We start from the raw sequence: 25,516 nt of genomic DNA on the forward strand, positions 1-25,516 counted from the left end.
GAATTGTTGTAACAAGCAAAAAATAACAAGAAAAATTAACATTAATTTATTGTTAATTCCTGATTGCTAAGGCTTTCTAGTTTAATAGAAATAAAAACGGAGGCAACTGAATTTGAATTTTATTTTAATCAAAATGTTAAATTACGCCCTAAGTCAAGCAACAATGTTTGTATTCTACAATAGCAATCAAACAATCAAGCCCTCCTTCCGCCCATCGAACAATCAAATAACCGAATAAACAAATCCCTAAATTAACATTTTTTCGTACTTTGGCCTCCGAATAAAAAAATAGCAAATGACTCCTATCGCCATATTATCATTGATTATCGTTTATTTTGGAATACTGTTTGTCATTTCTCACGTGGTCAGTAAAAAAGACAGCGGCAACGAGGCTTTTTTTAAAGCCAATAAAAATTCTAAATGGTATTTGGTGGCTTTCGGAATGATTGGAACGGCGCTTTCGGGTGTGACTTTTATTTCGGTTCCCGGAGAAGTGGGAAATCCGGAGAATCAATTCAAATATTTTCAGTTTGTATTGGGAAATGCGATTGGGTTTATTATCATCGCAAAAGTCCTGCTGCCACTTTATTACCGGATGAACCTGACTTCGATTTACAGTTATATTGAACAAAGGCTGGGAATTGTCAGTTACAAAACTGCGGCGAGTATTTTCTTGATCAGCAGAACGATTGGTTCGGCTTTTCGATTGTATTTGGTCGTGATTGTTTTGCAGCGTTATGTTTTCGACTTTTATAAAATTCCGTTTGCGGTTACTGTGTTGATTTCGTTGCTTCTTATATTTGCGTACACCTATCGTGGCGGACTGAAAACCATTATTATTACTGATACTTTGCAAACCTTTTTTCTGGTTTCTTCTGTATTTCTGACGATTTTCTTTATCTGCAACAGTTTGGATTTTTCAGCAATTGAGGCTTTCGAAGCAGTAAAAAACAGCAATTATTCGAAAGTGTTTTTCTTTGAAGATGCCATGAAAGGACATTATTTTTGGAAGCAAATCTTAGGCGGAATCTTCGTTACCATTGCGATGGTGGGTTTAGACCAGGATTTGATGCAAAAGAATTTGAGCTGCAAGAACATTGGTGAAGCACAAAAAAACATGTTTACCTTCACTGGTATTTTTGTCGTGATTAATATTTTCTTTTTGAGTGTCGGCGCGTTACTTTATATCTATGCAAACAAAAACGGCATTGAAGTGCCAACCGATTTGGTTACCGGAAAACCAAGAACCGATTTGCTATTTCCAGAAATTGCTTTTCATCATTTGAGTTTAATTCCAGCCATTGTTTTCTTGCTGGGATTGACTGCAGCCACCTTTGCCACAACCGATTCGGCATTAACGGCTTTGACTACTTCTTTTTGTGTGGATTTTCTTGGAATGGATAAATTGGAAAATCAAGACAAACCCAATAACGTTATAACCCGTCATTTTGTTCACATCGGTTTTTCATTATTGATGTTTATAGTGATTGTGATTTTTAATGCGATTAACGATGCTTCGGTGGTGAGCATGATTTTCAAGATTGCTTCTTATACCTACGGCCCACTTTTGGGATTGTATGCTTTTGGATTGTTTATGAAGTCGAAAACGGTACACGACAAACTGGTTCCTTTTATTTGCCTGCTTTCTCCGGCGATTTGCTTTTTGATCAGCACCAATTCAACAACTTTATTGGGAGGATATGTTATCGATAATGAATTGATTATCCTTAACGGACTGATTACTTTTGTTGGTCTGTTATTGATTAGTAAACCGGCAACGGAGCAGACAAGGTTTTAAAGCGGAGGTTGGGGAAAATTTTCCAAAAGGTAAAATGATTCATTCCTTAGCCCTGATGGCAGTGGTATCCTTTTTATACCCGACCCGTTTCGAAAAAACGGGTGGGGTATAAAAAGATATAGCGTACAGCAGGAACAGGATTTATTGATAAGCCCCAAGCTATTTGCTCCCCAAAAAATAGTTAATACTGGTTTGTAGCCAATAAAACCAAGGTACAAGCCACTTCGACTTTGATATTGTTTAGTTTTAACAACTGATAAAACTCTGGATTTTCGGTTCCGGGATTAAAAATCACTCTTTTTGGTGCCGCTTCCACGATGTAATTGTAATAATCGCGCTGACGGGTTGGATTCAGGTATAACGTAACGGTATCGATATTTTTTAAAGGGATGGCTTTGGTCTGGATTTTAATTCCTGCCACTTCACCCGCATTTTGACCGATAGCAAGAACAGAATGTCCTTTTTCGACCAATTTTTCAATCGCCATAAAAGCATATCTGGTTGGTTTTGTGGAAGCACCAAGTACTAAAGTTTTTTTATTTTTCATCTGTAGATTATTATTGTTTTGCAAAAGTAGTGAAAATACTATAGTCCATTTTCAATTAAAATTAATATCTTTCGTTTTCAAAGCTTTTAAAACGGTCACGAAATTTCTTTTATTATAACCTTTTCTTAATTTTAAGTTCATCGTAAACCTTATTTGAAACCCCTAATTTTGCAAAAAAACATGGAACTTTTTATTTATTTATTCGCCGCGTTATTCTCAGTTTTAAATCCAATTGGAACGGTGCCTATTTTTGTTGGGCTTACCCAGCACGATGACAAAAAAGAACGTTCCCGAATATCGTTGTGGACGGCCATTAATGTTTTTATAATTTTGATTATTTCCTTTTTTATTGGGGAATATGTATTGTCTTTTTTTGGAATCAGTATTGAAGCGTTACGAATTGCGGGCGGACTGATTATCGTTAGTTCCGGATTTTCATTACTGACAGGTAAATTCAGCAAGAAAAGAGGGATTAATAAGAAAGTGGAGAATGAGATTCAAAACCGGAATGATATTGCGTTAACCCCACTGGCCATTCCAATGTTGGCTGGTCCGGGCTCTATGTCACTCTTGATTGCGTTTTATCAGGAACACCATAGCACCATGGATATTTTATGGTCGACACTGGCTATTTTAGCGGTTTCTATTGTTATTTTCCTGACGTTAAAAAGCGCCCATTACTTGGCCAAAATACTGGGAACGTCGGGTATTGTCGCCATTTCCAGAATTGTTGGCTTTATTGTTATTGCAATTGGAATTCAATATATTATTAGTTCCATTACCACCCTGATAAAAGTAAATATGTAAAAAAAAAAATGACCTTCACGTGAAGGTCATTTTTTTTATTCTTTAGGCAGGAAAATCTCCGCCATCATGCATCTGGCACTTCCACCGCCGCAAGCTTCAATGGTATCTAAACTCGAACTTAAAATTGTTACATGTTCTTCGAGTTGTGCGATTTGCTTTTTGGTCAGACTCTTATACGCAGCCGTACTCATCACTAAATATCTTCTGTCGTTTGCCCCTTTTACTTCGAGCATATTTCCGGCAAAACTATTAACCTGGTCTTCGGTAATTAAAATCACTTCTTTTTCATCGCCTTTTATACTGTCCAGAACCATTTTGCGTTCTTTTTTGTCATCGATACTATCGGCACAAATTACAGCAAAGGTTTCGCCCAGACACATCATTACATTGGTGTGGTAGATTAATTTTCTTTCTCCGTTTACCGTTTGAAAGGCTTCGAATATTACTGGGGTATATTCAAAATCCTCACAGAATTCTATAAATAATTCTTCATCCGCTCTTGGTGATAAAGCACAATAGGCCTTGTCATTTTCCCTGTCCAGTAATATGCTTCCGGTTCCTTCGAGGAAAAAACCATCTTCTTCGGCAGAAGTATAATCGACAATATTATTAATTACAAATCCTTTTTCTTCCAGAATATCCAGGATTTCCTCACGACGTTCTTTACGGCGATTTTCGGCAAACATCGGATATAAAGCCACATCTCCGTTCTCGTGAAATGAAATCCAATTGTTTGGAAAAATACTGTCCGGTGTGTCCGGATTCAACGTATCATCAACTACGGTCACATCTACACCCACCGCTCTTAATTTCTCCACGAAAGTGTCGAATTCCTGTTGCGCTTTTGCGTTTACTGTTGCCGGCAATAAATCATCTAACACTTTTTGGTAGTAGTTATTTACTGCCGTTTGTTCATTCATACGAAACGCCACCGGACGAATCATTAATATGGAATTTGTTGTCTGTTTCATGGTTTATTTTTTTTTTCGCAAAGAGGCACTACAGTGTGTCTTTACATTGAAATTAGTCTCTAATTAATGGTAAAGTGGAACATCGTAATAATCCTTCCTGTTTGGCGATTTCGGCATACGGAATTTCTTCTACGGTAAATCCGTTTTCTCGCAACCAGGTATTTAATCTGGTAAAATTTCTTTCGGAAACGACTACGTCAGGAGCGATAGAAAATACATTCGAATTCATATTATACATTTCATCCCGGGTGATATGAAACAGGTTTTCTTTTCCGAAAAGATTTACGAGAAACATATAATCGGCTTCTTCACGGAAACCGCTTTTGTAGATAATTCCTTTGTCAGTTCCAACAGGTTGAAAACAACAATCCAGATGCAAGGCATTGTCTCTGGCTTCAATTTTGGATTTTACCAAATCGAATTCTTTGACCATTTTGTTCGGAAATAATGCTTTGATATAATTTACTCCGTGCATATTCGTCCGAGCCGTAATATAATCCTTGTAATCGCTGCCTTTATAAGTTCCAATAAAAATATAATCGTTCCATAACATCACATCTCCGCCTTCGATGTGTACTTCTTCTGGCGGACGAACCACTTTTTTTGGATCAATCTGGTCAATAACGTATTGAATGGCATTCAATTCTCTCTCACGATCCGGTAGAATATTGGCTTTAATGAATATATCATCAATTACAAAACCGATATCACGTGTGAAAATTTGGTTGTAGTTTTCAATCATTTCCGGACGAAAGACTTTCACATCGTATTTTTGAAGTACGGCATGGAACGCTTCCATTTCTTTAACCATATCTTCTTCAACAGGATAAGTACCTACTAAAATATGTTCTAAAGATTTTGGGTCGTAGGCTTCGTCAGCTGTTGGCGTTGGGCCATTATTCACTGCAGAACCCAGAACAACAGCTCTTAATCTTGAAGTTTCGTTTTTTACATTAAGTTGTAACATCAGTTTTGGTTTTGGCTTTACTTCGTCAGTTCGCTGACGCTCGGGTTGACAAATATAAAAAAAGCCTCATGATTATATGAAGCTTTTTTTATATTTAATTGGGAAACTTATCTTTTATCCATTGATTTAAAATCTCTCAAGGCATAACCTGTATATACTTGTCTTGGACGACCTATTGGTTCTTTATTGACACGCATTTCTTTCCATTGTGCAATCCAGCCCGGTAAACGTCCGATGGCGAATAATACCGTGAACATATCGGTAGGAATTCCTAACGCACGATAAATAATTCCGGAATAAAAATCTACGTTTGGATACAATTTTCTGGAAACAAAGTACTCATCCACTAAGGCTGATTCTTCCAGTTTTTTTGCAATCGCTAAAATTGGATCGTCTACTCCTAAAGTTGCCAATACTTCATCAGCTGCTTTTTTGATGATTTTTGCTCTTGGGTCAAAGTTTTTATACACCCTGTGTCCAAAGCCCATCAAACGGAACGGATCTTCTTTGTCTTTTGCTTTCGCTAAATATTTATCGGCATCCCCGCCATTTTTTTGGATTTCTTCCAACATTTCCAAAACGGCCTGGTTTGCTCCACCGTGCAATGGTCCCCAAAGTGCGGAAACTCCGGCAGAAATTGAAGCAAACAATCCTGCATGAGAAGAACCTACCATTCTCACAGTTGATGTAGAACAGTTTTGTTCGTGGTCACCATGAAGGATAAATAATTTGTTTAATGCAGCTGTAACCGTTGGATTTGCAGTGTAAGGACCTGTAGGCAATTCGAACATTAAATGCATAAAGTTTTCTACATATCCTTTTGTATTATCGTAATAATTCAAAGGGAAGCCCATGCTTTTTCTGTAGGTCCAGGTTGCAATTACAAGGAATTTACCCATGGTTTTGCAAACTGCCTCATACATTTCCTTTTCATTATCAACATTCACCGATTTTGGGTTAAATGCTGTTAAGGCACTTGTCAAACAAGACAAAACGCCCATCGGATGTGCATTTCTTGGAAAACCATCAATGATGTTTTTCATCTCTTCGTTTACCAAGGTATATCTTCTGATATCATTCTCGAATTTCTCTAATTCTTGTTTGGTTGGTAACTCCCCAAAAATCAATAAATAGGATACTTCAAGAAAACCTGCTTTATCGGCTAAATCTTCAATTGAATACCCTCTGTAACGCAAAATTCCTTCTTCACCATCAAGAAACGTAATTTCACTTTTGCAAGAACCTGAATTTTTATAGCCCGGATCCAGTGTAATTGCTCCGGTTAAGTCACGTAGTTTGTTTATATCGATAGCCACTTCATTTTCGCTTCCTACTATTACCGGAAACTCATACTTATTACCATCTAATTCTAATATTGCTGTTTTTGACATGATATTATTGGGGATTTTTATATTGTAAAATTATAATTTAACAAATCTAAGGAATTCCATATTAATTAAAAAATGAAAATTACATTGAAAGAGTTAATTTTTATCAAAAAGTCATAAAAAAGCCAATGAGGAACATTGGCTTTGGATTTTATATAGGAATAGAATTAAAAACTAGCTGATTTTGAATGCTTTTACACCCGGAAAATAAGCTGTATCACCCAATTCTTCTTCGATTCTTAACAATTGATTGTATTTTGACATACGATCCGAACGTGAAGCCGAACCCGTTTTGATTTGTCCACAGTTTAAGGCTACTGCTAAATCAGCAATCGTGTTGTCTTCCGTTTCTCCCGATCGGTGAGACATTACCGAAGTATAACCTGCATTATGCGCCATATTTACCGCTGCAATGGTTTCGGTTAACGTACCAATCTGATTTACTTTTACAAGAATAGAATTGGCAATATTTTCATCAATCCCTCTAGACAAACGTTTTACATTGGTTACAAACAAATCGTCTCCTACTAATTGTACTTTATCTCCAATTTTTTCAGTCAGATATTTCCAACCTGCCCAATCATCTTCCTGCATTCCGTCTTCAATAGAAATAATTGGATATTTAGAAGCCAATTCCGCCAAATAATCTGCTTGTTCTTCTGAAGTCCTGATTTTTCCGGTTTCCCCTTCAAATTTGGTGTAATCGTATTTTCCGTTTACAAAAAACTCCGAAGCGGCACAGTCTAAAGCAATCATAATTTCATCGCCAAATTTGTATCCCGCACTTTCCACCGCTTTTTTAATAGACTCAATGGCGTCTTCTGTTCCGCCGGCTAAATTTGGAGCAAATCCACCTTCATCACCAACGGCAGTTGAAAGTCCTCTGTCGTGTAATTCTTTTTTCAAATGATGAAAAATCTCTGTCCCCATTCGCATGGCTTCAGAAAATGTTTTTGCTTTTACAGGCATAATCATAAATTCCTGAAACGCAATCGGCGCATCAGAATGAGACCCTCCATTGATAATATTCATCATTGGCACCGGTAATGTATTTGCTGAAACACCGCCAATATAACGGTATAATGGCAATCCAAGTTCATTCGCAGCTGCTTTTGCAACCGCAAGGGAAACACCAAGAATGGCATTCGCCCCAAGATTCGATTTATTTGGTGTACCGTCCAGTTTAATCATCATATGATCAATCAGATTTTGTTCGAAAACAGAAGTTCCCAACAATTCTTCGGCGATAACCGTATTTACGTTTTCCACTGCATTCATAACCCCTTTACCTAAAAAAGCTTTTCCGCCGTCGCGCAATTCTACCGCTTCATGCTCTCCGGTTGATGCTCCGGATGGAACTGCCGCTCTGCCTAAAACCCCATTATCAGTAATAACATCAACTTCTATTGTAGGATTTCCTCTTGAATCAAATATTTGTCTTGCGTGAACTTTGATAATAATACTCATTATTTTTATTTTAAGTGTTGAATCGTAAATTTAGAATTACAAATATATTATATCTATAATTATGATAATAAAAAAAGAATGAATGTTATTAACGATAACGTTATAATTTATTTTTGAAGCAAAAATCCTGAGCCACAACTTTAATTATTTTTCTGCTTTCAGACAGTTACTAATCGACAGCTACAATATCTTTTATTAATGAGAAATTATAAATAATATCTATATAAAACATTTGATTATCAAATATATAGCGTAATTTTATAATTGCCTTTCATTTCATTATAACGAAGCTTACAGATGTTAATTTCGGTTGAAAATTTAGAAAATACTCAATAATTTAAAAAATCAACAGGCAATGAAAACACTAAGAAATCTGGATTACCCTATTAATTCTAAAGAAATTATAGAATTAATCAATCGTTCCGCCACCGCTTTAGAAAATTCACAAGATTTGGATCCGCTAATGGATTATATAGGCGATGCTAAATATGTTTTACTTGGAGAAGCTTCTCATGGAACACATGAATACTATACCTGGAGAGCAAAAATAACCCAGCGACTGATTCAGGAAAAGGGTTTCTCATTTGTGGGAGTCGAAGGGGATTGGCCAGACTGTTATCGTTTAAATCGTTTCGCAAAAGGATATCCAGTTTCAGGAAAAGATATCTACAGCGTCCTGAATGAATTTAACCGATGGCCGACATGGATGTGGGCCAATTGGGAAATTGCAGCATTCATAGACTGGCTCAAGGGTCATAATGAGGATTTACCAACCAATAAAAAAGTGGGTTTTTATGGATTGGATGTTTATAGTTTCAGGGAATCCATGCAGGCCATAATCGATTATCTGGAAAAAAATGATCCGGAAGCTCTTAAAATAGCCAAAAAAGCAATGGCCTGTTTCGAACCTTACGGCAAAGATGAAGGACAGACTTATGCAAGAGCCTCTGCCCTGGTTCCGGAATTGTGTGAAAAAGAAGTGCTTCATATGTTAACTGAAATAAGAAGCAAGATCGAAAGCTACAATACTGATGCAGAAAATGTCATGAGTACAGAGCAAAATGCCCATATAGCCAGAAATGCAGAAAAGTATTATCGCGCCATGATAAAAAGAGGTTCAGCCTCCTGGAATATTCGTGATGAACACATGGTTTCCACTTTAGAACGCCTCATGAAATTTCATGGCAACGGGGCAAAAACAATTGTTTGGGAACACAACACCCATATCGGTGATGCGCGAGCCACAGATATGGCATCCGACGGAATGGTTAATGTTGGGCAATTATTGAGAGAACAATTTGCCATGGATGGTGTTGTGGCAGTTGGATTTGGTTCCTACAAAGGAAGTGTAATTGCCGGAAGAAATTGGGGAGATGCTATGCGAAAAATAAAAGTTCCTGAAGCAATGGAAGGAAGCTGGGAACACGCTTTTCATCTTGCAAGTAATGGAAAAAACAAATTATTGCTATTGAATAAACTTAAGGAAGCAGAATGCCTTTCTTCCCCTATAGGACATCGTGCTATTGGGGTGGTTTATAATCCGGAGCATGAAAGATTTGGAAATTATGTTCCGACTATTTTACCAAAGCGATACGATGCCTTTATTTTTCTTGATCAAACAAGTGCCTTGCATCCGATACATATACAGCCGGGCGGAAATGAAATTCCGGACACCTATCCTTTTGGGATGTAGATTCTATTTATGCAATTTACTAAATGGCAACTAAATAAAATTTACAGAGATTATAAGATTAATAAAAGCTGGGTTCACTTCTTATTTGAGAGGTGAACCCAGCTTTTATAATTCATACCCTATAAAAAATGAAAAAGACCATTTATCTTTTTTAAACCATTATATACAATCGGAACTAACCTTTTTGTAGATATTAAGTTTTAAATTCTTTAAAAACTGTCTGCTAATTCCGTGCTGCTCGATTAGTTGTCAAACCAAATTCTTTTCTTTTTTTACAACCATTTTAGCATTGTTGTTATGTCTTATTTATGGTTGCATTTTCGAAAAAATATTTTAACATAATTAATATAGATTTTGACCATTTTATGGCTCATACAAAATTGAATTCAAGCATTTTAACTGCTATTTCATGCGTTTTTTCTGAATTACAAATTTTTAACAAGTATTTTTGTTATATTTAACAAGTGTTTATGGTTAGATTTTATTTTTAAATCACTGTAAAACAACAATATATAAGTTAAATAATGCTTATTCATTCTAAATAAGATTACAGGATACTCCCGAAAATGTTTCAACCCAGAAACATGATAATTATCATTAAATAATAGCCAAATAATGTAGAAATTTACTTAATAATTATAAACTAACAAATTCTTAATAACATGAAAACAACAAACAAAAGTATCTTATTTATTGCGGTACTGACTTCCGTTTTGCAAGGATGTACTCATGCCGATGATTATGTTGCTCCAACACCTGAGGTACTAACATCGAGTCCAAATGAATTATTGGTAGAAAGATTTACAACAGCACCTGTTGTTGATGGAAATATTGATGCCATTTGGGATTCTGCAAGACCCTTATTAAACTCTTATACAGTTCCTTCAGCAGGAATCAGAACCGTACCCTTAAATTCCGATGGTTTCTTAAATACAGAACCTTTGGACATTTTTGACCCTTATAAAGGAGAAACCAATAAATTTTCTTTACGTGGAGGCCATGACGGAACAAATCTTTACCTTTTATTAGAAGTTGAAGATGGCAACGATAGTCAGGATAGAGAATCCTTTTATTTTTATGCACCTACTCAAACATGGAAACAAGAGCATAAATATGCCAATAATGCAAATGACAAGTTTTATGAAGATAAATTTGGATTTATGTTCCCTATTAAAGATGCATCAGGAGTCATCCCGGCAGGCTGGAATGAAGGAACCTGTTCCTTTACTTGTCACAAAGGATTAACCGGTGCAGTTGCAGGAGATAAAGACACCAGACATTATATGCCGGTAGCAGGCACAAAAGCTGATTTATGGCACTGGAAAAGAGTTAGAAACGCCATTTCCGGCTCTGTTGATGATGGTTACGTTAGTGCTTTTAATGATGCTGCAGGTCTTGTTGACAAAAGAGGTACTGCACAAGCACAAGGAAGACTACCAGATGCAGGGAAAAATCCATATGATGACAAACCTGTATTCACTGATCCTATAACCGGTAAAAAAGGTCCCAAATGGATTAAACCAGGGGTTGAAAATTATTATTGGGTAACTAAAGATGAATTAGCAAATTTTACTGCAAAAACGGTTGTAAATGTTGCTGTTGACGGAACATTGTCCTATATAAATGATGCTGCCGGCACTATTCTGACTTTGAATCCAAATACTGATCTTGCCTCTTATGCACAAGGCACAGGAAAAAAACGTTTCCCGAGTGTTACCATTAATGACGGAAGTGGTTATGTAGGTTACGATTCCCGAAATGACACCAAAATCAAAGCTACCCATACCGGTACTAAATGGGTCCTTGAAATCACCCGTAAACTGATCACCGAAGATGTTGCGAATGATGCCGCGTTTGAAATTGGAAAAGAAATGAAATTTGGTATGTCCTTTTTTAGCAATGCTGCGATTGCTCATGGAACATTAAACCTTTTAACAATGAAAATTGTAGAGTAAAATATAATAATTATTCTTCCTTTTAAAAAATATAAAAATGAAAAAAACAATTCAATTCCTAGGTGTGATATGCCTGAGCATGGCAGCTTCCTCTTGTTATTATGATGCCCTTCCGGATGCTTCGGTCATTCCAATTCCCGAAAATATTTCTTATCAAAATGAAATTCAACCCATATTTAATCAGAGTTGTACCAGTTGCCATGACGGCGGTTTAGATCCCGATTTAAGATCAGGTACTTCTTATACTGCTTTGACAGCAAACAACGCCTATGTTATCCCCTCTGACGCTGAAAACAGCGTGCTCTACAAAGCTTTAATAGGAGAAGGTGCCCCATTAATGCCGCCAGACGGAGGCTTAAGTCAAGCTAAGATCAATTTAGTGAAACAATGGATTAACGAAGGCGCTCTTAATAACTAATTTCAAACAAATTAATCATGAAATTATATAAATCAATTTTTATAGCCGTGTTCGTTCTTCCTCTTATGGTTTTTGCACAAGATGAAAAGGACACTATTGCTACAACAAGTAAAGTAAAACTGGAGCGTGCAGCTTTCGAAAGCACTGCATTGATAGACAACCAAACAAATGTTGTTAATACCAAAGGGACCTTAGAAATGGTAATGAACCACCGTTTTGGTCTTGTTAACGGCACCAATGATATGATTGGAATTTGGGGACCTGCAAATATCAGAATCGCTTTGAGTTATGCCGTTACCGATCGCATTACGGTGGGTTTCGGAACAACTAAAGACAACCGTTTACAGGACTTTAACCTTAAAGGCGCTATTTTAAGACAAACTCGCGGCAATGAAATGCCGGTAAGTGTTACTTATTATGGCAATTATACTATTGATGCGAGACCGAAAGAAAATTTTATTCATACCGGAGACCGTTACTCTTTTTTCAATCAAATTATAATTGCACGACGTTTTAACAAAAACATTTCCTTTCAGGTTTCTCCAAGTCTATCCCATTATAATGTTGTTGAAAGCACTATGCGAAACGATATGTTTGCTGTTTCTGTTGCAGGAAGATACAAAATCAGTCCGCAAACTTCAATTATGGCAGAATATCATCTACCATTAAATACCTATCAAATCAATACTCCAAAACCCGGGATTAACTTAGGACTTGAATTTTCAACCGGTTCACATGCTTTTCAGGTTTTTGTCAGTAACTATAAAGGAATTGTTGCACAGAAAAATTACATGTACAATCAAAATGATTTCTTTAATGGTGATTTCATGATAGGTTTTAATATTACCAGATTATGGCATTTATAATATACAACCTTATTAGCTATGAAAAATTCAGATAAAAACGATAAAATTCAAATCAGCAGAAGAGGTTTTTTGCCACTCCTTGGAGGTGGATTAATTTTACCGCTTTTAGGCTTTGGCAAACCCACACCTGAAATCCTGGACGAAGCAGCGGAATATCAAACGCTGCTTAAACCAGACGGAACCACCGTAAGAGTAAAGAAAAGCGTGTTGGCCAAGTCAAAAGTCATTGAAAAAAACATTTCCAACAAATCACTTTTAGGGTGGTTAAAAAAAAGCATCTAGTCATGAAAGAAGACAATCAACAATCAAAGCGTAAGTTTTTTGAATTGGGAATTAAGTTTGGATTACTTGCGACTGCAGGAACGGTATTAGCTTCAAAAGTTTTTGGTGATGAAAAGCCATCAGAAATGGTGGAACTTATGTCTACCGATGGAAATCTTATACAAGTACCTGCTTCAGAAGTTCAGGAAGTATCCTTAAAACCCAAAGGTTATGATCCAAGAGTAGGTTTCCCAGGCAAGAAATTTGTAATGGTCGTTGATTTAGCCAAGTGTAAAAATGCATTAAAATGTCAAACAGCCTGTAACAAAGGACATTATATCACAGGAGATAACGCCTGGATAAAGGTTTATAAAATGCAGGAATCCGAAAAAACGGCTCCTTACTTTATGCCTACACAGTGCCAGCATTGCGACAAGCCTCCTTGTGTAAAAGTTTGTCCTGTTGATGCCACGTTTAAACGTCAGGATGGTATTGTATTAATAGATAATGAACGCTGCATTGGCTGTCGTTTTTGTATGGCAGCTTGCCCCTACGGTACTCGGGTTTTTAATTGGAATGAGCCGGATCAGCCGCAAATTGTTCATGAAGAAGAATACACTCCCGACCATTGTGGTAAACCAAGTGTAAAAGGAACAGTTGACAAGTGCGATTTCTGTCCTCATGAAATTGTAAAAGGCGAACTTCCATTTTGTGTAAAAGCCTGCCCTAATGATGTTTTTGCGTTTGGTGACATGTATGAAGATGCCGTTACTAATGGTAGCGGAGAAACTTTCAAATTAAGCAAACTTCTGACAGACCGCGCCGGACACCGTTTACTGGAAGGATTGGGGACAGAACCGAGCGTTTTTTATCTTCCTCCTGTTGATCGATTGGTCGATTTTGAAGAAAGCCTTAAAAACTTTACCGGGTATGAATCAGTTCATAAAAAAGAATAACCATGAAAGAATATGATAAATTAATAAAAGACCTTGCTCCCAAAAAATTTGGGAAACTTGGTCAAATTTGGGTTTCCTTTTTATTGGTAATAATTCTTTTTGCAATGTATGCTTATTACCAACAATTAGATAAAGGATTGATTATTACCAACATGCGCGACTATGCCTTATGGGGTGTTTACATTTCAAATTTTGTGTTTTTCGTAGCCATAAGTCTGGTAGGTTCTTTGGTGACAGCAATTTTGCGATTATCAGGAGCAAGCTGGAGCACACCCTTAACTAGAATTGCCGAAGTAATTGCCGTAGCAGCCATCATCATGGCAGGCTTAACCATTATCATAGATATGGGGCGACCGGAACGAATTTATAATATCTTTTTGCACGGAAGATTGCAATCCCCGATTATCTGGGATGTGCTGGTCATTTCCACTTATTTGTTTATTAGTGTATTATTGCTGTTTTTTCCATTATTACCGGATTTTGCAATTCTGAAAAAACACTTTAAAGACCAGCCAAAATTAAGCAAGTGGTATGGCAAACTATCTTTGAACTGGACCGGAAGTAAAGATCAGGAAAACCTGTATAACAAATCTATCAAAACGTTATCAGTTTTAATTATTCCGGTTGCGTTTGGAATCCATACCGTAACAGCCTGGTTATTTGCAACCACTTACAGACCGGGTTGGGACAGTTCTAATTTTGGCCCTTACTTTATTGCCGGAGCATTTGTTGCCGGAGCCGGAGCTGTAGTCGTGATTATGTATGTACTGAGAAGAACCTATCATTTAGAAGATTATATCACCGATTTGCATTTTGATAAAATGGGTAAACTACTGGTTTTGCTTTGTCTGATTTATTTATATTTCAATGTAAATGAATATTTAATCCCAGCCTATAAAACTACTACCGAAGAAGCGGCCCATTTACATGAACTGTTTTTTGGAAGCTATGCCTTATTATTCTGGAGCGTTATCATAGGTGGATTAGTTGTACCCGTAATTACTCTTGTTTTTCCAAAAGGAAGAAAACCATTTCCCCTTTTTATAATAGGGATTTTGGTAGTCCTTGGCGCCTGGTGGAAACGTTTCATTATTGTGACACCCACACTGCTTCATCCAATTCTTCCAATTCAGGGGGTGCCTAAATCCTGGCACAGTTATTTTCCTTCCGGCTTGGAATGGATTATCACTTTTGGAACTTTAGCAGCAGCATTGTTGATTATGACCGTACTCTTTCGCTATTTACCCATAATTCCAATTCATGAAACTGCTGAAGAAAGAGGATTTTTAAAAACAGATAAAATAGGAAAATTATGATACGATCAGCTATTACCTATTGCAAAACATCGCTTTTGATTCTGATGATATCACTTTGCTTTTTTGGAAATGATGTCTATAGTCAAGAAGACAAAAAGGACATCAGTCTTTCTGTTCAGTATGTTAAAATAATGAAAGAAAATTCGTTTCTGAAAATTTCCGCAAAATATAAAGGGAAAGACGGATTTGAACCCTGCGCAAATTTAAATTTCATTGTTAGTAAAATAGATACAAACGATGTTGAAGCAGCAATTAAAATAGGGCTAATAAAAACAAACAAAGAGGGCAAAGCCAAATTTATTATCCCCTTAAAACACATTACCCCATCTGCTTCATTCAGCGTTATATTAGAAAACGATAAGAATTTTGAAGATGCCGAAGAAATAGTCACTATAACTAATGTCAATATTGAGACATCAGTGGAAAAGATTGATAGCGTTTATAATATAAAAGCACGTTTGGTATCCAATACTGATGAACCCATAGCTGAAGAAAGCCTAAAAGTTGGACTGAAAAGACTGTTCGGTAATTTAGGAATAGGAGAAGAAGAGAGTTACGCAACCGATGAGGACGGAGTTATTTTAGTTCCAATTGAAAAAGGACTTACAGGAATAAACGGAAAATTAAACTTCCAAGTTGCTTTAGAAGAAAGTGACACCTACGGCACTGTTATTGATAATGTTACAGTGGATTTTGGTGTCCCAATAGTTGATGAATCCAGTTTCAATGAAAGAACCATGTGGTCACCTCCTACAAAAACACCAATATTTTTATGGATAATTCCAAACATATTATTAATAGGAATTTGGTCAATATTGTTGCTATTAGTTCTTAACTTATTCAAAATTTACAAATCTAAAAAATAAACACTCATGCAAAATTTAAAATTATTATCGATTATCGGATTGACTGCTTTTGGGTCCTATATTTATTCTACAACTGAAATTCAAAGTAAATGGATAGTGCCAGCGAAATATAAAACCATGAAAAATCCAACTGATCCCAAAGACAAGGAAGGCTTAGCAGAAGGAAAGGCATTATATGCAAAACAATGCAGTTCGTGTCATGGAAAAAAAGGATTGGGAGATGGCTCTAAAGCACCTGAACTTAAAGGAGAATTGGGAGATTTTTCTTCTGCTGAATTCCAAAAACAGACCGATGGCGAATTGTTTTACAAAATGATAGAAGGAAGAGATGATATGCCAGGATTTAAGAAAAAAATTGCAAGCGACGAAGACAGATGGTTGGTTGTGAATTATCTAAGAACAATGAAAAAATAATTAAACATAAAAATTAAGCCCCAATTTAAAAAATTGGGGCTTAATTTTTATTGGAGACACTATCCCGTTAAGTGTGTAAATTAAAAATATAGGGGTTTAACTTTTTAATTAAAGTTGAACCCTTTTTTCAAAAAAAGTTAAGAACTGGTTGAGGATTAATCCCCAATTTTGGATTGGCATTGACCATTTTTTTGTTGCTTCTCTGATAGCCAAATATACGGATTTCATAACAGCATCATCTGTGGGGAATGACAATTTATTTTTGGTATATTTTCTAATTTTACCATTGAAGTACTGATTGATGTCCCGGAATATTACGTTAAGACCTATAATCTTTGTAATGGAAAACTACCCTGTTATGGAGTTTGATTGTCATGAAGGTATGGTTTAGATTAAAATTTTAGAATAAAAAAACTCCAAATCGAAAACGATTTGGAGTTTTTTATTCTAAATTAAATAATTGCTAACTGCTATTGTTTTTAATACTTCAAAACAATTTTCAACTGGAATATTGATCCTGTCAATCCAATTACGATATGTTTTTTACAATGCTGACCCTATGCTTATAATTTATTTTATTATAATTTTTTTAACCACTTTATCCTGCTCATTCGAAATCTCCACAAAGTACATTCCTCTTGACAAGTTTGATATATTTATGGAAACAAGTTCACTGTTAACATCTGAATCTATTTCTTTTAATAATTTAGCATTGGTATCAAAAACTCTAATTTTTGAAATTGAAGTGTCATTATTTTTAGAAATGTTTAAAAACCCATTAGAGGGATTTGGATAAACGTTTATTTTATCTAAAGAGGCAAAATTATCAACACCTAAAGTTCCAAATGTCAATTGCGCAGTACCTCTGGTTAAAGAAGCGGCATTATTATGTCTAGTGGTAACAGTACCGGCACCATTCAAATCCTTGCCATTTAATGCATATTCATTAGCTGTTCTCCACATTCCCCAAATGATATTTAGGTTAGTTAAAGTTGCGTAATTAAAAGTATAATCTGTAGCATCTCCAGTGTTTAATGCTCTGGTAGCAATTAATGTTCTTATCAAACCAGTACCGTCAACTACATTTGAAACTAATGTCCAATCTTGTTGCGTATCAGCTACAAGAATACTGTGAGCTATAAATGGCTGAGTATCCATAATCGAAGTTGGAGAATTATTTGTAACCGTATCAGCACCGTCCATAATAGTGTTTCCAAATCCTATACAAAACAATCTATCCGCCGGTCCAGTAAGTGTCATCGTAAGTTGCGATGCAGTGTTATCCATATCAAGTTTTACGGACATAGGAGTTATACTAGTAAAAGAAACCACTCCTGTAGATTTCATTTCATTTACATAAAATGTAGCCACTACACCACCTCTTGTTAAAGAAGCGGCATTATTATGCCTAGTGTTAACAGTACCGGCACCATTCAAATCTTTACCATTTAATGCCCACTCATTAGCAGTTCTCCACATTGCCCAAGAGATATTCAAGCTTGTCAAATTATCATAATCAAAAGTATAATCCGAAACATCTCCAGTATTTAATGCTCTAGTGGCAACTAATGTTCTTATCAAGCCAGTTCCATCAACTACATTTGAAACCAATGTCCAATTTTGTTGGGAATCAGCAATAATACTGCTATACCCAGTAAATCCATTGCTGTCTAAAATTGTAGTTGGAGAATTGCTTGTAAAAGAATCCGTAATTCCATTCATAGAGGTACTTCCAAATCCTATACAAAACAATCTGTCTGCCGGACCAGTAAGTGTCATCGTTACCTTCGACGTAGTTTTATTTACATCAAGTTTGACAGACATAGATGTAATACTAGCGAAAGTAATAACTCCACTAGATTTTGTTTGAGCAAAAGACAAATTAATCATCCCTGCAATCAGTAATCCAATGTAAATCTTTTTCATATTTAATTTTGTTAATGTTAGTATTGAGTATTAATTATCTAATAATATTATTAATTCCGTATTTTTATTAAAATTAGCAAAATCTAAAGCTGTTTTTCCTTCACTGTCTTTGTGTTTTTTATCTACTCCCGCTTTTATCAAACTTTTAACAATTTCAGTTTTATTAAAATAAGCAGCATAAATCAAGGCTGTTTTTCCTTGAGCATCGGCAGTATTCAAATTGGCTTTATGCAAAATCAATTGATCAATTATTTGAATATTCCCAGACATTACTGCTGCCATTAGTGCAGTACCATCCCCTGAACTATAGTTAATATCCGAAACTTTATTGATAAGAAATAAAGCAACAGCTACATTGGCTCTGTAACAAGCCAATATTAACGGAGTATAATCATCGCTAAGCGTGTTAATCAAATCCGGGTTGCTTTTGTAAATTGATTTCATCTCTTCTAAAGTTCCTTTTCTCGCGACATCAAAAACATTTTTATCCTGAGCATTGGCAAATAAACTGAAACTTATCATAAATGAGAATATAATTTTTTTTATCATAACTATTTTAGTTTCTGTTAAATTTACAAATCATCTACAAACTATTATATGATATTTATCATCTTTTTAATATAATTTACATAGCCTGATTACATAAGACTATTTCCTTTTTTATAATCCACAAAAAAAGGGTAAAACTTTAATTAAAAAGTCAAACCCTTCCATTATAAACCTTACAAAAATTAATATTGTAATGCTAAATTATTTTCTATCTCTTATTCTTTCAATAAATTCATCAAACAAGTAGCTTGAATCGTGTGGACCGGGACTGGCCTCGGGATGGTATTGCACTGAGAAACAATTTTTGCTTTTCATACGCATTCCGGCAACGGTATCGTCATTAAGGTGTAAATGCGTGATTTCAAAATCAGGGTGTTTTTCTAATTCTTCTTTGTTGACAGCAAAACCGTGGTTTTGAGATGTAATTTCTCCTTTACCAGAAATCACATTCATTACCGGATGGTTAATTCCGCGGTGACCGTTAAACATTTTGTAAGTTGAAATTCCGTTTGCCAAGCCAATTACCTGATGTCCTAAACAAATTCCGAATAACGGTTTGTTGTTTGCCAAAATTTGTTTTGCCACTTCCTGAGCGTCAAATAAGGGCTCGGGATCTCCAGGTCCGTTAGAAAGGAAAAATCCATCGGGATTGAAAGCTGCCAAATCTTGGTAGGTTGCATCAAAAGGAAACACTTTTATATAACAATCTCTTTTTGCTAAGTTGCGCAGGATATTTTTCTTGATTCCTAAATCTAAGGCTGCGATTTTATAGGTTGCGTTTTCTTCTCCAAAGAAATATGGCTCTTTTGTTGATACTTTCGAAGCCAATTCCAATCCATTCATTTCTGGAACTTCCTTAAGCATGGCTTTCAATTCTTCGATAGATTTGCCATCTGTGGAGATTACGGCATTCATGGCGCCGTTATCACGAATATAACTAACTAAAGCACGGGTATCGACATCGGAAATGCAAACTAAATTTTGTTTGGCAAAATAATCTTCTAAACTTCCTGAAGCATCTGCTCTGGAATAATTAAAGCTAAAATTTTTACAAACTAAGCCAGATATTTTTATGGAATCGGATTCTACTTCTTTGTCGTTTACGCCGTAATTACCGATGTGCGGATTGGTTGCGACCATGATTTGTCCGAAATAAGACGGATCGGTAAAGATTTCCTGGTAACCGGTCATTCCGGTATTGAAACAAACTTCGCCAAAAGCGGTGCCTTCTATTCCGATGGATTTCCCGTGAAAAATGGTTCCGTCACTGAGTAACAGGATGGCTTTTTGTCTATTTGCGTATTTCATTTGTGTTGTAGTTGTTGTGTTGCGGTTGCAAATTTAATTCAATTTGTGGGTTTCTGAAAATTTAATTTCTCGTGAGGCCACAATTTTATTCTTTAGCCCTGATGGTAGTGGAAATCCTTTTTTTCGTCTTCTCGATATTTTGTCTTTCAGTCCAAACTCGAACTGACGAAAAAAAGATTACAACGGACAGCAGGTACATGATTTCTTGAAGAAGCCAAAAATTTTAGCTCCTTTAAAATTTGACAAAAAAAAAGGACAAACTAGTAAAAGTTTATCCTTGATTTTTATTGAATAGTGATTTTCATCCTTATTCAGCTGCGTCTGTTGTAGTTTCAGTTTCGGCAGCTGGAGCTTCTGTAGCTTCATCTGCTTTCTTTGCTTTTCCACCACGACGGCTTTTTGCTTTTTTCACTTCTTTTTTACCACCGTTGTAAAGTTCGTTGAAATCTACTAGTTCGATCATTGCCATATCAGCATTATCTCCTAAACGATTTCCAACTTTGATGATACGAGTGTAACCACCCGGACGATCTCCTACTTTTGCAGCTACGTCTCTGAACAAGTCAGTTACGGCATATTTGCTACGTAAGTAAGCGAAAACGATACGTCTGTTGTGAGTAGTATCAGCTTTTGATTTTGTTATAAGCGGCTCAACGAATTGTTTAAGTGCTTTTGCTTTAGCGACAGTAGTGTTAATACGTTTGTGCTCGATAAGAGAACAAGCCATATTAGCCAACATAGCTGCTCTATGTCCTTTCTGTCTACTTAAGTGATTGAATTTTTTTCCGTGTCTCATGACGTATTTTTTTTAACTTCATCTTGCTGCAATCCACTTTGGAGAGCAAAATATGAAGTAATTTATTCTTTATCTAGTTTGTATTTTGCTAAATCCATTCCGAAGGTTAAATTTTTAACTGCGACTAATTCGTCTAATTCAGTTAACGATTTTTTACCGAAATTACGGAATTTCATCAGGTCATTTTTATTGAATGACACTAAGTCACCTAATGTATCAACTTCAGCCGCTTTCAAACAATTTAATGCTCTAACCGATAAGTCCATATCAACAAGCTTAGTTTTAAGCAATTGTCTCATGTGCAATGACTCTTCGTCATACGATTCAGTTTGAGCGATTTCGTCAGCCTCTAGCGTAATTCTTTCGTCAGAAAACAACATGAAATGGTGAATTAAAACTTTGGCAGCTTCAGTAAGGGCATCTTTTGGATTGATTGAACCGTCAGTTTTTATTTCAAAAACCAATTTTTCATAATCTGTTTTTTGCTCTACACGGAAGTTTTCAATAGTATACTTTACGTTTTTTACCGGAGTAAAGATTGAGTCAGTAAATATTGTTCCAATTGCTGCATTTTGTTTTTTGTTCTCTTCTGCAGGAACATAACCTCTACCTTTTTCAATTGTCAATTCGAAATTCAAATTGATTTTTGGGTCTAAATTACAAATTACCAGTTCTGGGTTCAGAACTTGGAAACCTGAGATAAACTTTTGAAAATCACCAGCAGTAAGTTGGTCTTTACCTGTAACAGAAATCGTAACCGATTCATTATCTACATCTTCAATTTGACGTTTGAAACGTACTTGTTTAAGATTAAGGATAATTTCTGTAACATCTTCAACAACTCCTGAGATAGTAGAAAATTCATGATCTACACCTTCGATACGAACCGATGTGATTGCGTATCCTTCTAAAGCAGAAAGTAAAACTCTTCTAAGTGCATTACCAACTGTCAATCCGTAACCAGGTTCTAAAGGTCTAAATTCGAATTTACCTTCAAAATCGGTTGAATCGATCATGATAACTTTATCGGGCTTCTGAAAATTAAATATTGCCATAAATTTCGACTAATGTCAGTTATTATTTGTTGTACAACTCTACGATTAATTGTTCTTTGATGTTTTCTGGAATTTGCAATCTTGCAGGAACAGAAACAAAAGTACCTTCTTTGATATCGTTGTTCCAAGTAATCCATTCATAAACATGACTAGAATTAGACAAAGAACGTTCGATAGCTTCTAATGATTTAGATTTTTCACGAACGGCAACTTTATCACCAGCTTTCAAGTGGTAAGAAGCGATATCTACAACTTCACCGTTTACCACGATGTGTCTGTGCGATACCAATTGTCTAGCGCCTCTTCTAGAAGGAGCGATACCCATTCTGAATACTACGTTATCTAATCTTGCTTCACATAATTGTAATAGGATTTCACCTGTTACACCTTTTGAAGCTGCTGCTTTTTTGAATAAGCCTCTGAATTGTTTTTCTAAAATTCCGTAAGAATATTTAGCTTTTTGTTTTTCCATTAACTGGATAGCAAATTCAGATTTTTTTCCTCTTTTTTTAGCCATCCCGTGTTGTCCAGGTGGGTAATTTCTTCTTTCGAAAGATTTGTCATCTCCGAAGATTGCTTCGCCAAATTTACGAGCAATTCTAGTTTTTGGACCAGTATATCTTGCCATTTCTAAAAATTAAATTAAGGTAGAGATTATGAATTCAGGTCATATCCTTCGATAATCGTTTATTCTACCTAGTTATACTTAAATATATAATTAAACTCTACGTCTTTTTGGAGGACGACATCCATTGTGAGGCATTGGAGTAACATCGATAATCTCAGTCACTTCAATTCCACCGTTATGCAAAGAACGAATGGCAGACTCACGTCCGTTTCCTGGTCCTTTTACATACACTTTTACTTTTTTAAGTCCTGCTTCCAACGCTACTTTACTACAATCTTCTGCTGCCATTTGAGCTGCATATGGAGTGTTCTTTTTAGAACCTCTAAAGCCCATTTTACCAGCTGAAGACCAAGAAATAACTTCACCTTTTTTGTTTGTCAAAGAAATGATGATGTTGTTAAAAGTTGCACTGATGTGTGCTTCTCCCGTTGATTCAACAATGACTTTACGTTTTTTTGTACTTGCCTTAGCCATACTACTTATTATTTAGTTGCTTTTTTCTTGTTGGCAACAGTTTTTCTCTTACCTTTTCTTGTTCTAGAGTTGTTTTTAGTTCTTTGTCCTCTTAATGGAAGACCAGATCTGTGACGAATACCTCTATAACATCCAATGTCCATAAGACGTTTGATGTTCAAAGAAACCTCAGAACGTAATTCACCTTCAATTTTGAATGTTGATACCGCTTCACGAATTGCTCCGATCTCGTCATCATTCCAATCTTGAACTTTCTTGTCTTGGCTAACTTGAGCTTTTTCTAAAATCTCAATAGCTCTACTTTTTCCTAATCCGAAGATATAGGTTAGTGCAATAACACCTCTCTTATTTTTCGGGATATCTACCCCTGCAATTCTTGCCATAACTATCCTTGTCTTTGTTTAAATCTAGGATTCTTTTTGTTAATTACGTACAATCTCCCTTTTCTTCGCACGATAACGCACTCGGGACTTCTCTTTTTTACTGATGCTCTTACTTTCATTGTGAATACCTTTAATATCTATAAGTAATTCTTGCTTTTGACAGATCATAAGGGCTCATTTCCAGTTTCACTTTATCACCAGGTAATAATTTGATGTAATGCATACGCATTTTTCCAGATATATGAGCAATTACAATATGTCCATTTTCTAACTCTACACGGAACATCGCATTGGATAATGCTTCGATGATTGATCCGTCTTGTTCTATTGCTGATTGTTTCGCCATAAGTTAAGCTACTGCTTTTCTATTTTTACCAGTTTTCATCAAACCATCATAATGCTTATTAAGCAAATAAGAGTTGATTTGTTGAATGGTATCTATTGCTACTCCAACCATAATTATTAATGACGTTCCGCCAAAAAACATCGCCCAAGATTGTTGAACATCCATAACACTTACAACAATCGCCGGGAACACAGCTATTAAGGCAAGAAATAATGAACCTGGGAAAGTAATTAAAGACATCACGTGATCTAAATAGTCAGATGTTTCCACTCCTGGTCTAATACCCGGAATAAATCCACCACTTCTCTTTAAATCATCAGCCATTTTATTTGTAGGAACTGTAATGGCAGTATAAAAGAAAGTAAATACAACTATTAAAGTTGCGAATACAAGGTTATACCAAAATCCAAACATATTACTAAAAGCTCCTGCAATTGAGGTTGATACTTCTGATTGAGACAAACCTGCTAAAGCAGCCGGAATAAACATAATCGCTTGTGCAAAGATAATTGGCATTACACCCGATGCATTAAGCTTTAATGGAATCCATTGTCTGTTTCCACCCATCATGTCTTGTTCAAAATCACCAGAAACTGTTCTTCTGGCGTATTGTACAGGAATTTTTCTGATTGCCATTACCAACAATATACATGCCATGATAACTAAAAGCCAAACAATAATTTCGATAACCAATAACATTGGCCCTCCGTTGTTGTTGGTAACTCTAGTTGTAAACTCCTGGATGAACGCTTGTGGAAATCTGGCTAATATACCCACCATAATTAATAGTGAAATACCATTTCCGATTCCTTTATCAGTAATTTTTTCTCCTAACCACATGGCAAAAATTGTACCTGTAACTAAAATTATTACTGAAGAGAATAAGAATGAAAAAGAATCAAATCCTAATAAAAAGGCGCTACTTGGCAGTGTTCTATATAAATTATAGATATAACCAGGTCCTTGAACTAAGGTAATAGCGATAGTCAACCAACGTGTTATTTGGTTAATTTTCTTTCTTCCGCTTTCCCCATCACTTTGTAGTTTTTGCAAATAAGGAACCGCGATTCCCATTAACTGTACTACAATAGATGCTGAAATGTAAGGCATGATACCCAACGCAAAAACAGAAGCTTGAGAAAATGCACCTCCGGTAAACATATCCAGAATTGAACCAATTCCTTCCTTAGTCTGACCAGCTAAATTAGCTAATTGAGTTGCATCAATACCTGGAAGGGTAACTTGCGCACCAAAACGATAAACTAATAACAGCCCTAAAGTAATTAGGATTCTATTTTTTAATTCTTCGATTTTCCAAACATTAATAAGTGATTCAATAAATTTCTTCATCTTCTAGAAAA

27 protein-coding genes and 1 pseudogene are annotated in these 25,516 nt (G+C 35.8%); 11 read left to right on the forward strand and 17 right to left on the reverse strand.

Annotation, left to right across the window (positions count from 1 at the left end):
- Nucleotides 1-295: 295 nt before the first annotated feature.
- Nucleotides 296-1,798 carry a sodium:solute symporter gene (locus VI621_RS03395; protein ID WP_324216986.1) on the forward strand — a complete coding sequence of 501 codons (1,503 nt, stop codon included), beginning with the start codon at nucleotides 296-298 and terminating at the stop codon, nucleotides 1,796-1,798.
- 181 nt (nucleotides 1,799-1,979) lie between these two features.
- On the opposite strand, the gene VI621_RS03400 is transcribed toward VI621_RS03395, so the two are convergent.
- Entirely contained in the window at nucleotides 1,980-2,345 is a 366-nt protein-coding gene (locus VI621_RS03400; RefSeq protein ID WP_324216987.1) for a CoA-binding protein, read from the reverse strand.
- Between the two features lie 180 nt (nucleotides 2,346-2,525).
- Between VI621_RS03400 and VI621_RS03405 the strand changes: the two genes are divergently transcribed.
- On the forward strand, nucleotides 2,526-3,152 hold the full coding sequence (locus VI621_RS03405; RefSeq protein ID WP_324216988.1) for a MarC family NAAT transporter: 627 nt from the start codon (nucleotides 2,526-2,528) through the stop codon (nucleotides 3,150-3,152).
- A gap of 35 nt (nucleotides 3,153-3,187) precedes the next feature.
- Here VI621_RS03405 and ctlX read toward each other — a convergent pair whose 3' ends face one another.
- From ctlX to eno, 4 genes are all read right to left on the reverse strand, one after another.
- Nucleotides 3,188-4,123: a citrulline utilization hydrolase CtlX gene (ctlX, locus tag VI621_RS03410; protein ID WP_324216989.1), complete on the reverse strand. Its 936-nt coding sequence runs from the start codon at nucleotides 4,121-4,123 to the stop codon at nucleotides 3,188-3,190.
- A 52-nt stretch (nucleotides 4,124-4,175) separates the two neighbouring features.
- Nucleotides 4,176-5,090: a dimethylarginine dimethylaminohydrolase family protein gene (locus VI621_RS03415; RefSeq protein ID WP_324216990.1), complete on the reverse strand. Its 915-nt coding sequence runs from the start codon at nucleotides 5,088-5,090 to the stop codon at nucleotides 4,176-4,178.
- A gap of 107 nt (nucleotides 5,091-5,197) precedes the next feature.
- Nucleotides 5,198-6,481: a citrate synthase gene (locus VI621_RS03420; RefSeq protein WP_324216991.1), complete on the reverse strand. Its 1,284-nt coding sequence runs from the start codon at nucleotides 6,479-6,481 to the stop codon at nucleotides 5,198-5,200.
- A 171-nt stretch (nucleotides 6,482-6,652) separates the two neighbouring features.
- The gene (gene eno, locus VI621_RS03425; protein ID WP_324216992.1) at nucleotides 6,653-7,945 is read right to left on the reverse strand and encodes a phosphopyruvate hydratase; all 1,293 of its coding nucleotides are present in this window, start codon (nucleotides 7,943-7,945) and stop codon (nucleotides 6,653-6,655) included.
- A 355-nt stretch (nucleotides 7,946-8,300) separates the two neighbouring features.
- Between eno and VI621_RS03430 the strand changes: the two genes are divergently transcribed.
- The 9 genes from VI621_RS03430 to VI621_RS03470 all read left to right on the forward strand — a co-directional run bounded on the left by VI621_RS03430 (nucleotide 8,301) and on the right by VI621_RS03470 (nucleotide 16,690).
- Nucleotides 8,301-9,638 carry an erythromycin esterase family protein gene (locus VI621_RS03430; protein ID WP_324216993.1) on the forward strand — a complete coding sequence of 446 codons (1,338 nt, stop codon included), beginning with the start codon at nucleotides 8,301-8,303 and terminating at the stop codon, nucleotides 9,636-9,638.
- A 662-nt stretch (nucleotides 9,639-10,300) separates the two neighbouring features.
- Nucleotides 10,301-11,593: an ethylbenzene dehydrogenase-related protein gene (locus tag VI621_RS03435; protein WP_324216994.1), complete on the forward strand. Its 1,293-nt coding sequence runs from the start codon at nucleotides 10,301-10,303 to the stop codon at nucleotides 11,591-11,593.
- A gap of 79 nt (nucleotides 11,594-11,672) precedes the next feature.
- Nucleotides 11,673-12,011, forward strand: coding sequence for a cytochrome c (locus VI621_RS03440; protein WP_324216995.1), 339 nt, complete (start codon nucleotides 11,673-11,675; stop codon nucleotides 12,009-12,011).
- 17 nt (nucleotides 12,012-12,028) lie between these two features.
- A complete protein-coding gene (locus tag VI621_RS03445) occupies nucleotides 12,029-12,877 on the forward strand; it encodes a DUF5777 family beta-barrel protein (protein ID WP_324216996.1) in 849 nt (282 codons plus the stop codon).
- A gap of 18 nt (nucleotides 12,878-12,895) precedes the next feature.
- Nucleotides 12,896-13,159: a hypothetical protein gene (locus tag VI621_RS03450; protein WP_324216997.1), complete on the forward strand. Its 264-nt coding sequence runs from the start codon at nucleotides 12,896-12,898 to the stop codon at nucleotides 13,157-13,159.
- A 2-nt stretch (nucleotides 13,160-13,161) separates the two neighbouring features.
- Nucleotides 13,162-14,094 carry a 4Fe-4S dicluster domain-containing protein gene (locus tag VI621_RS03455; protein WP_324216998.1) on the forward strand — a complete coding sequence of 311 codons (933 nt, stop codon included), beginning with the start codon at nucleotides 13,162-13,164 and terminating at the stop codon, nucleotides 14,092-14,094.
- Between the two features lie 2 nt (nucleotides 14,095-14,096).
- On the forward strand, nucleotides 14,097-15,410 hold the full coding sequence (gene nrfD, locus VI621_RS03460; protein ID WP_324216999.1) for an NrfD/PsrC family molybdoenzyme membrane anchor subunit: 1,314 nt from the start codon (nucleotides 14,097-14,099) through the stop codon (nucleotides 15,408-15,410).
- Nucleotides 15,407-16,276, forward strand: a complete 870-nt coding sequence (locus VI621_RS03465; protein ID WP_324217000.1) for a hypothetical protein — start codon at nucleotides 15,407-15,409, stop codon at nucleotides 16,274-16,276. The genes nrfD and VI621_RS03465 overlap by 4 nt, the downstream gene beginning before the upstream one ends.
- A 6-nt stretch (nucleotides 16,277-16,282) precedes the next feature.
- Nucleotides 16,283-16,690 carry a cytochrome c gene (locus tag VI621_RS03470; protein WP_324217001.1) on the forward strand — a complete coding sequence of 136 codons (408 nt, stop codon included), beginning with the start codon at nucleotides 16,283-16,285 and terminating at the stop codon, nucleotides 16,688-16,690.
- A gap of 108 nt (nucleotides 16,691-16,798) precedes the next feature.
- Here the strand turns inward: VI621_RS03470 and VI621_RS03475 are convergent.
- The 12 genes and pseudogenes from VI621_RS03475 to secY all read right to left on the reverse strand — a co-directional run.
- A pseudogene (locus VI621_RS03475) lies at nucleotides 16,799-16,978 on the reverse strand (IS256 family transposase); the annotation flags it as partial.
- Nucleotides 16,979-17,260: 282 nt separating this feature from the next.
- Entirely contained in the window at nucleotides 17,261-18,616 is a 1,356-nt protein-coding gene (locus tag VI621_RS03480) for a T9SS type A sorting domain-containing protein (RefSeq protein ID WP_324217002.1), read from the reverse strand.
- Between the two features lie 30 nt (nucleotides 18,617-18,646).
- Nucleotides 18,647-19,138: an ankyrin repeat domain-containing protein gene (locus tag VI621_RS03485; protein ID WP_324217003.1), complete on the reverse strand. Its 492-nt coding sequence runs from the start codon at nucleotides 19,136-19,138 to the stop codon at nucleotides 18,647-18,649.
- Between the two features lie 228 nt (nucleotides 19,139-19,366).
- Nucleotides 19,367-20,473, reverse strand: a complete 1,107-nt coding sequence (gene carA, locus VI621_RS03490; RefSeq protein WP_324217004.1) for a glutamine-hydrolyzing carbamoyl-phosphate synthase small subunit — start codon at nucleotides 20,471-20,473, stop codon at nucleotides 19,367-19,369.
- A 307-nt stretch (nucleotides 20,474-20,780) separates the two neighbouring features.
- Nucleotides 20,781-21,269 carry a 50S ribosomal protein L17 gene (rplQ, locus tag VI621_RS03495; protein WP_324217005.1) on the reverse strand — a complete coding sequence of 163 codons (489 nt, stop codon included), beginning with the start codon at nucleotides 21,267-21,269 and terminating at the stop codon, nucleotides 20,781-20,783.
- 62 nt (nucleotides 21,270-21,331) lie between these two features.
- A complete protein-coding gene (locus tag VI621_RS03500) occupies nucleotides 21,332-22,324 on the reverse strand; it encodes a DNA-directed RNA polymerase subunit alpha (RefSeq protein WP_324217006.1) in 993 nt (330 codons plus the stop codon).
- Between the two features lie 22 nt (nucleotides 22,325-22,346).
- Nucleotides 22,347-22,952, reverse strand: coding sequence for a 30S ribosomal protein S4 (rpsD, locus tag VI621_RS03505; RefSeq protein WP_324217007.1), 606 nt, complete (start codon nucleotides 22,950-22,952; stop codon nucleotides 22,347-22,349).
- Nucleotides 22,953-23,042: 90 nt separating this feature from the next.
- A complete protein-coding gene (rpsK, locus tag VI621_RS03510; protein ID WP_108776509.1) occupies nucleotides 23,043-23,426 on the reverse strand; it encodes a 30S ribosomal protein S11 in 384 nt (127 codons plus the stop codon).
- A gap of 8 nt (nucleotides 23,427-23,434) precedes the next feature.
- Complete coding sequence (gene rpsM, locus VI621_RS03515) at nucleotides 23,435-23,809, reverse strand: 30S ribosomal protein S13 (protein ID WP_073018962.1); 375 nt, start codon at nucleotides 23,807-23,809, stop codon at nucleotides 23,435-23,437.
- Between the two features lie 2 nt (nucleotides 23,810-23,811).
- The gene (gene ykgO, locus VI621_RS03520) at nucleotides 23,812-23,928 is read right to left on the reverse strand and encodes a type B 50S ribosomal protein L36 (protein ID WP_108736932.1); all 117 of its coding nucleotides are present in this window, start codon (nucleotides 23,926-23,928) and stop codon (nucleotides 23,812-23,814) included.
- A gap of 11 nt (nucleotides 23,929-23,939) precedes the next feature.
- Nucleotides 23,940-24,155 (reverse strand): translation initiation factor IF-1, encoded by a 216-nt coding sequence (gene infA, locus VI621_RS03525; RefSeq protein ID WP_007136545.1) that lies wholly within the window; start codon nucleotides 24,153-24,155, stop codon nucleotides 23,940-23,942.
- Nucleotides 24,156-24,158: 3 nt separating this feature from the next.
- Complete coding sequence (secY, locus tag VI621_RS03530) at nucleotides 24,159-25,505, reverse strand: preprotein translocase subunit SecY (protein ID WP_324217008.1); 1,347 nt, start codon at nucleotides 25,503-25,505, stop codon at nucleotides 24,159-24,161.
- Between the last annotated feature and the right edge of the window lie 11 nt (nucleotides 25,506-25,516).

The sequence above is a fragment of the Flavobacterium sp. genome (assembly GCF_035292545.1).
Taxonomy (GTDB): Bacteria; Bacteroidota; Bacteroidia; order Flavobacteriales; family Flavobacteriaceae; genus Flavobacterium.

Excerpts from the sequence above, each read along its gene's own strand:
- VI621_RS03395 (WP_324216986.1), top strand. The coding sequence starts at position 296 with ATGACTCCTATCGCCATATTATCATTGATTATCGTTTATTTTGGAATA.
- VI621_RS03400 (WP_324216987.1), bottom strand. The coding sequence starts at position 2,345 with ATGAAAAATAAAAAAACTTTAGTACTTGGTGCTTCCACAAAACCAACC.
- VI621_RS03405 (WP_324216988.1), top strand. The coding sequence starts at position 2,526 with ATGGAACTTTTTATTTATTTATTCGCCGCGTTATTCTCAGTTTTAAAT.
- ctlX (WP_324216989.1), bottom strand. The coding sequence starts at position 4,123 with ATGAAACAGACAACAAATTCCATATTAATGATTCGTCCGGTGGCGTTT.
- VI621_RS03415 (WP_324216990.1), bottom strand. The coding sequence starts at position 5,090 with ATGTTACAACTTAATGTAAAAAACGAAACTTCAAGATTAAGAGCTGTT.
- VI621_RS03420 (WP_324216991.1), bottom strand. The coding sequence starts at position 6,481 with ATGTCAAAAACAGCAATATTAGAATTAGATGGTAATAAGTATGAGTTT.
- eno (WP_324216992.1), bottom strand. The coding sequence starts at position 7,945 with ATGAGTATTATTATCAAAGTTCACGCAAGACAAATATTTGATTCAAGA.
- VI621_RS03430 (WP_324216993.1), top strand. The coding sequence starts at position 8,301 with ATGAAAACACTAAGAAATCTGGATTACCCTATTAATTCTAAAGAAATT.
- VI621_RS03435 (WP_324216994.1), top strand. The coding sequence starts at position 10,301 with ATGAAAACAACAAACAAAAGTATCTTATTTATTGCGGTACTGACTTCC.
- VI621_RS03440 (WP_324216995.1), top strand. The coding sequence starts at position 11,673 with ATGGCAGCTTCCTCTTGTTATTATGATGCCCTTCCGGATGCTTCGGTC.
- VI621_RS03445 (WP_324216996.1), top strand. The coding sequence starts at position 12,029 with ATGAAATTATATAAATCAATTTTTATAGCCGTGTTCGTTCTTCCTCTT.
- VI621_RS03450 (WP_324216997.1), top strand. The coding sequence starts at position 12,896 with ATGAAAAATTCAGATAAAAACGATAAAATTCAAATCAGCAGAAGAGGT.
- VI621_RS03455 (WP_324216998.1), top strand. The coding sequence starts at position 13,162 with ATGAAAGAAGACAATCAACAATCAAAGCGTAAGTTTTTTGAATTGGGA.
- nrfD (WP_324216999.1), top strand. The coding sequence starts at position 14,097 with ATGAAAGAATATGATAAATTAATAAAAGACCTTGCTCCCAAAAAATTT.
- VI621_RS03465 (WP_324217000.1), top strand. The coding sequence starts at position 15,407 with ATGATACGATCAGCTATTACCTATTGCAAAACATCGCTTTTGATTCTG.
- VI621_RS03470 (WP_324217001.1), top strand. The coding sequence starts at position 16,283 with ATGCAAAATTTAAAATTATTATCGATTATCGGATTGACTGCTTTTGGG.
- VI621_RS03480 (WP_324217002.1), bottom strand. The coding sequence starts at position 18,616 with ATGAAAAAGATTTACATTGGATTACTGATTGCAGGGATGATTAATTTG.
- VI621_RS03485 (WP_324217003.1), bottom strand. The coding sequence starts at position 19,138 with ATGATAAGTTTCAGTTTATTTGCCAATGCTCAGGATAAAAATGTTTTT.
- carA (WP_324217004.1), bottom strand. The coding sequence starts at position 20,473 with ATGAAATACGCAAATAGACAAAAAGCCATCCTGTTACTCAGTGACGGA.
- rplQ (WP_324217005.1), bottom strand. The coding sequence starts at position 21,269 with ATGAGACACGGAAAAAAATTCAATCACTTAAGTAGACAGAAAGGACAT.
- VI621_RS03500 (WP_324217006.1), bottom strand. The coding sequence starts at position 22,324 with ATGGCAATATTTAATTTTCAGAAGCCCGATAAAGTTATCATGATCGAT.
- rpsD (WP_324217007.1), bottom strand. The coding sequence starts at position 22,952 with ATGGCAAGATATACTGGTCCAAAAACTAGAATTGCTCGTAAATTTGGC.
- rpsK (WP_108776509.1), bottom strand. The coding sequence starts at position 23,426 with ATGGCTAAGGCAAGTACAAAAAAACGTAAAGTCATTGTTGAATCAACG.
- rpsM (WP_073018962.1), bottom strand. The coding sequence starts at position 23,809 with ATGGCAAGAATTGCAGGGGTAGATATCCCGAAAAATAAGAGAGGTGTT.
- ykgO (WP_108736932.1), bottom strand. The coding sequence starts at position 23,928 with ATGAAAGTAAGAGCATCAGTAAAAAAGAGAAGTCCCGAGTGCGTTATC.
- infA (WP_007136545.1), bottom strand. The coding sequence starts at position 24,155 with ATGGCGAAACAATCAGCAATAGAACAAGACGGATCAATCATCGAAGCA.
- secY (WP_324217008.1), bottom strand. The coding sequence starts at position 25,505 with ATGAAGAAATTTATTGAATCACTTATTAATGTTTGGAAAATCGAAGAA.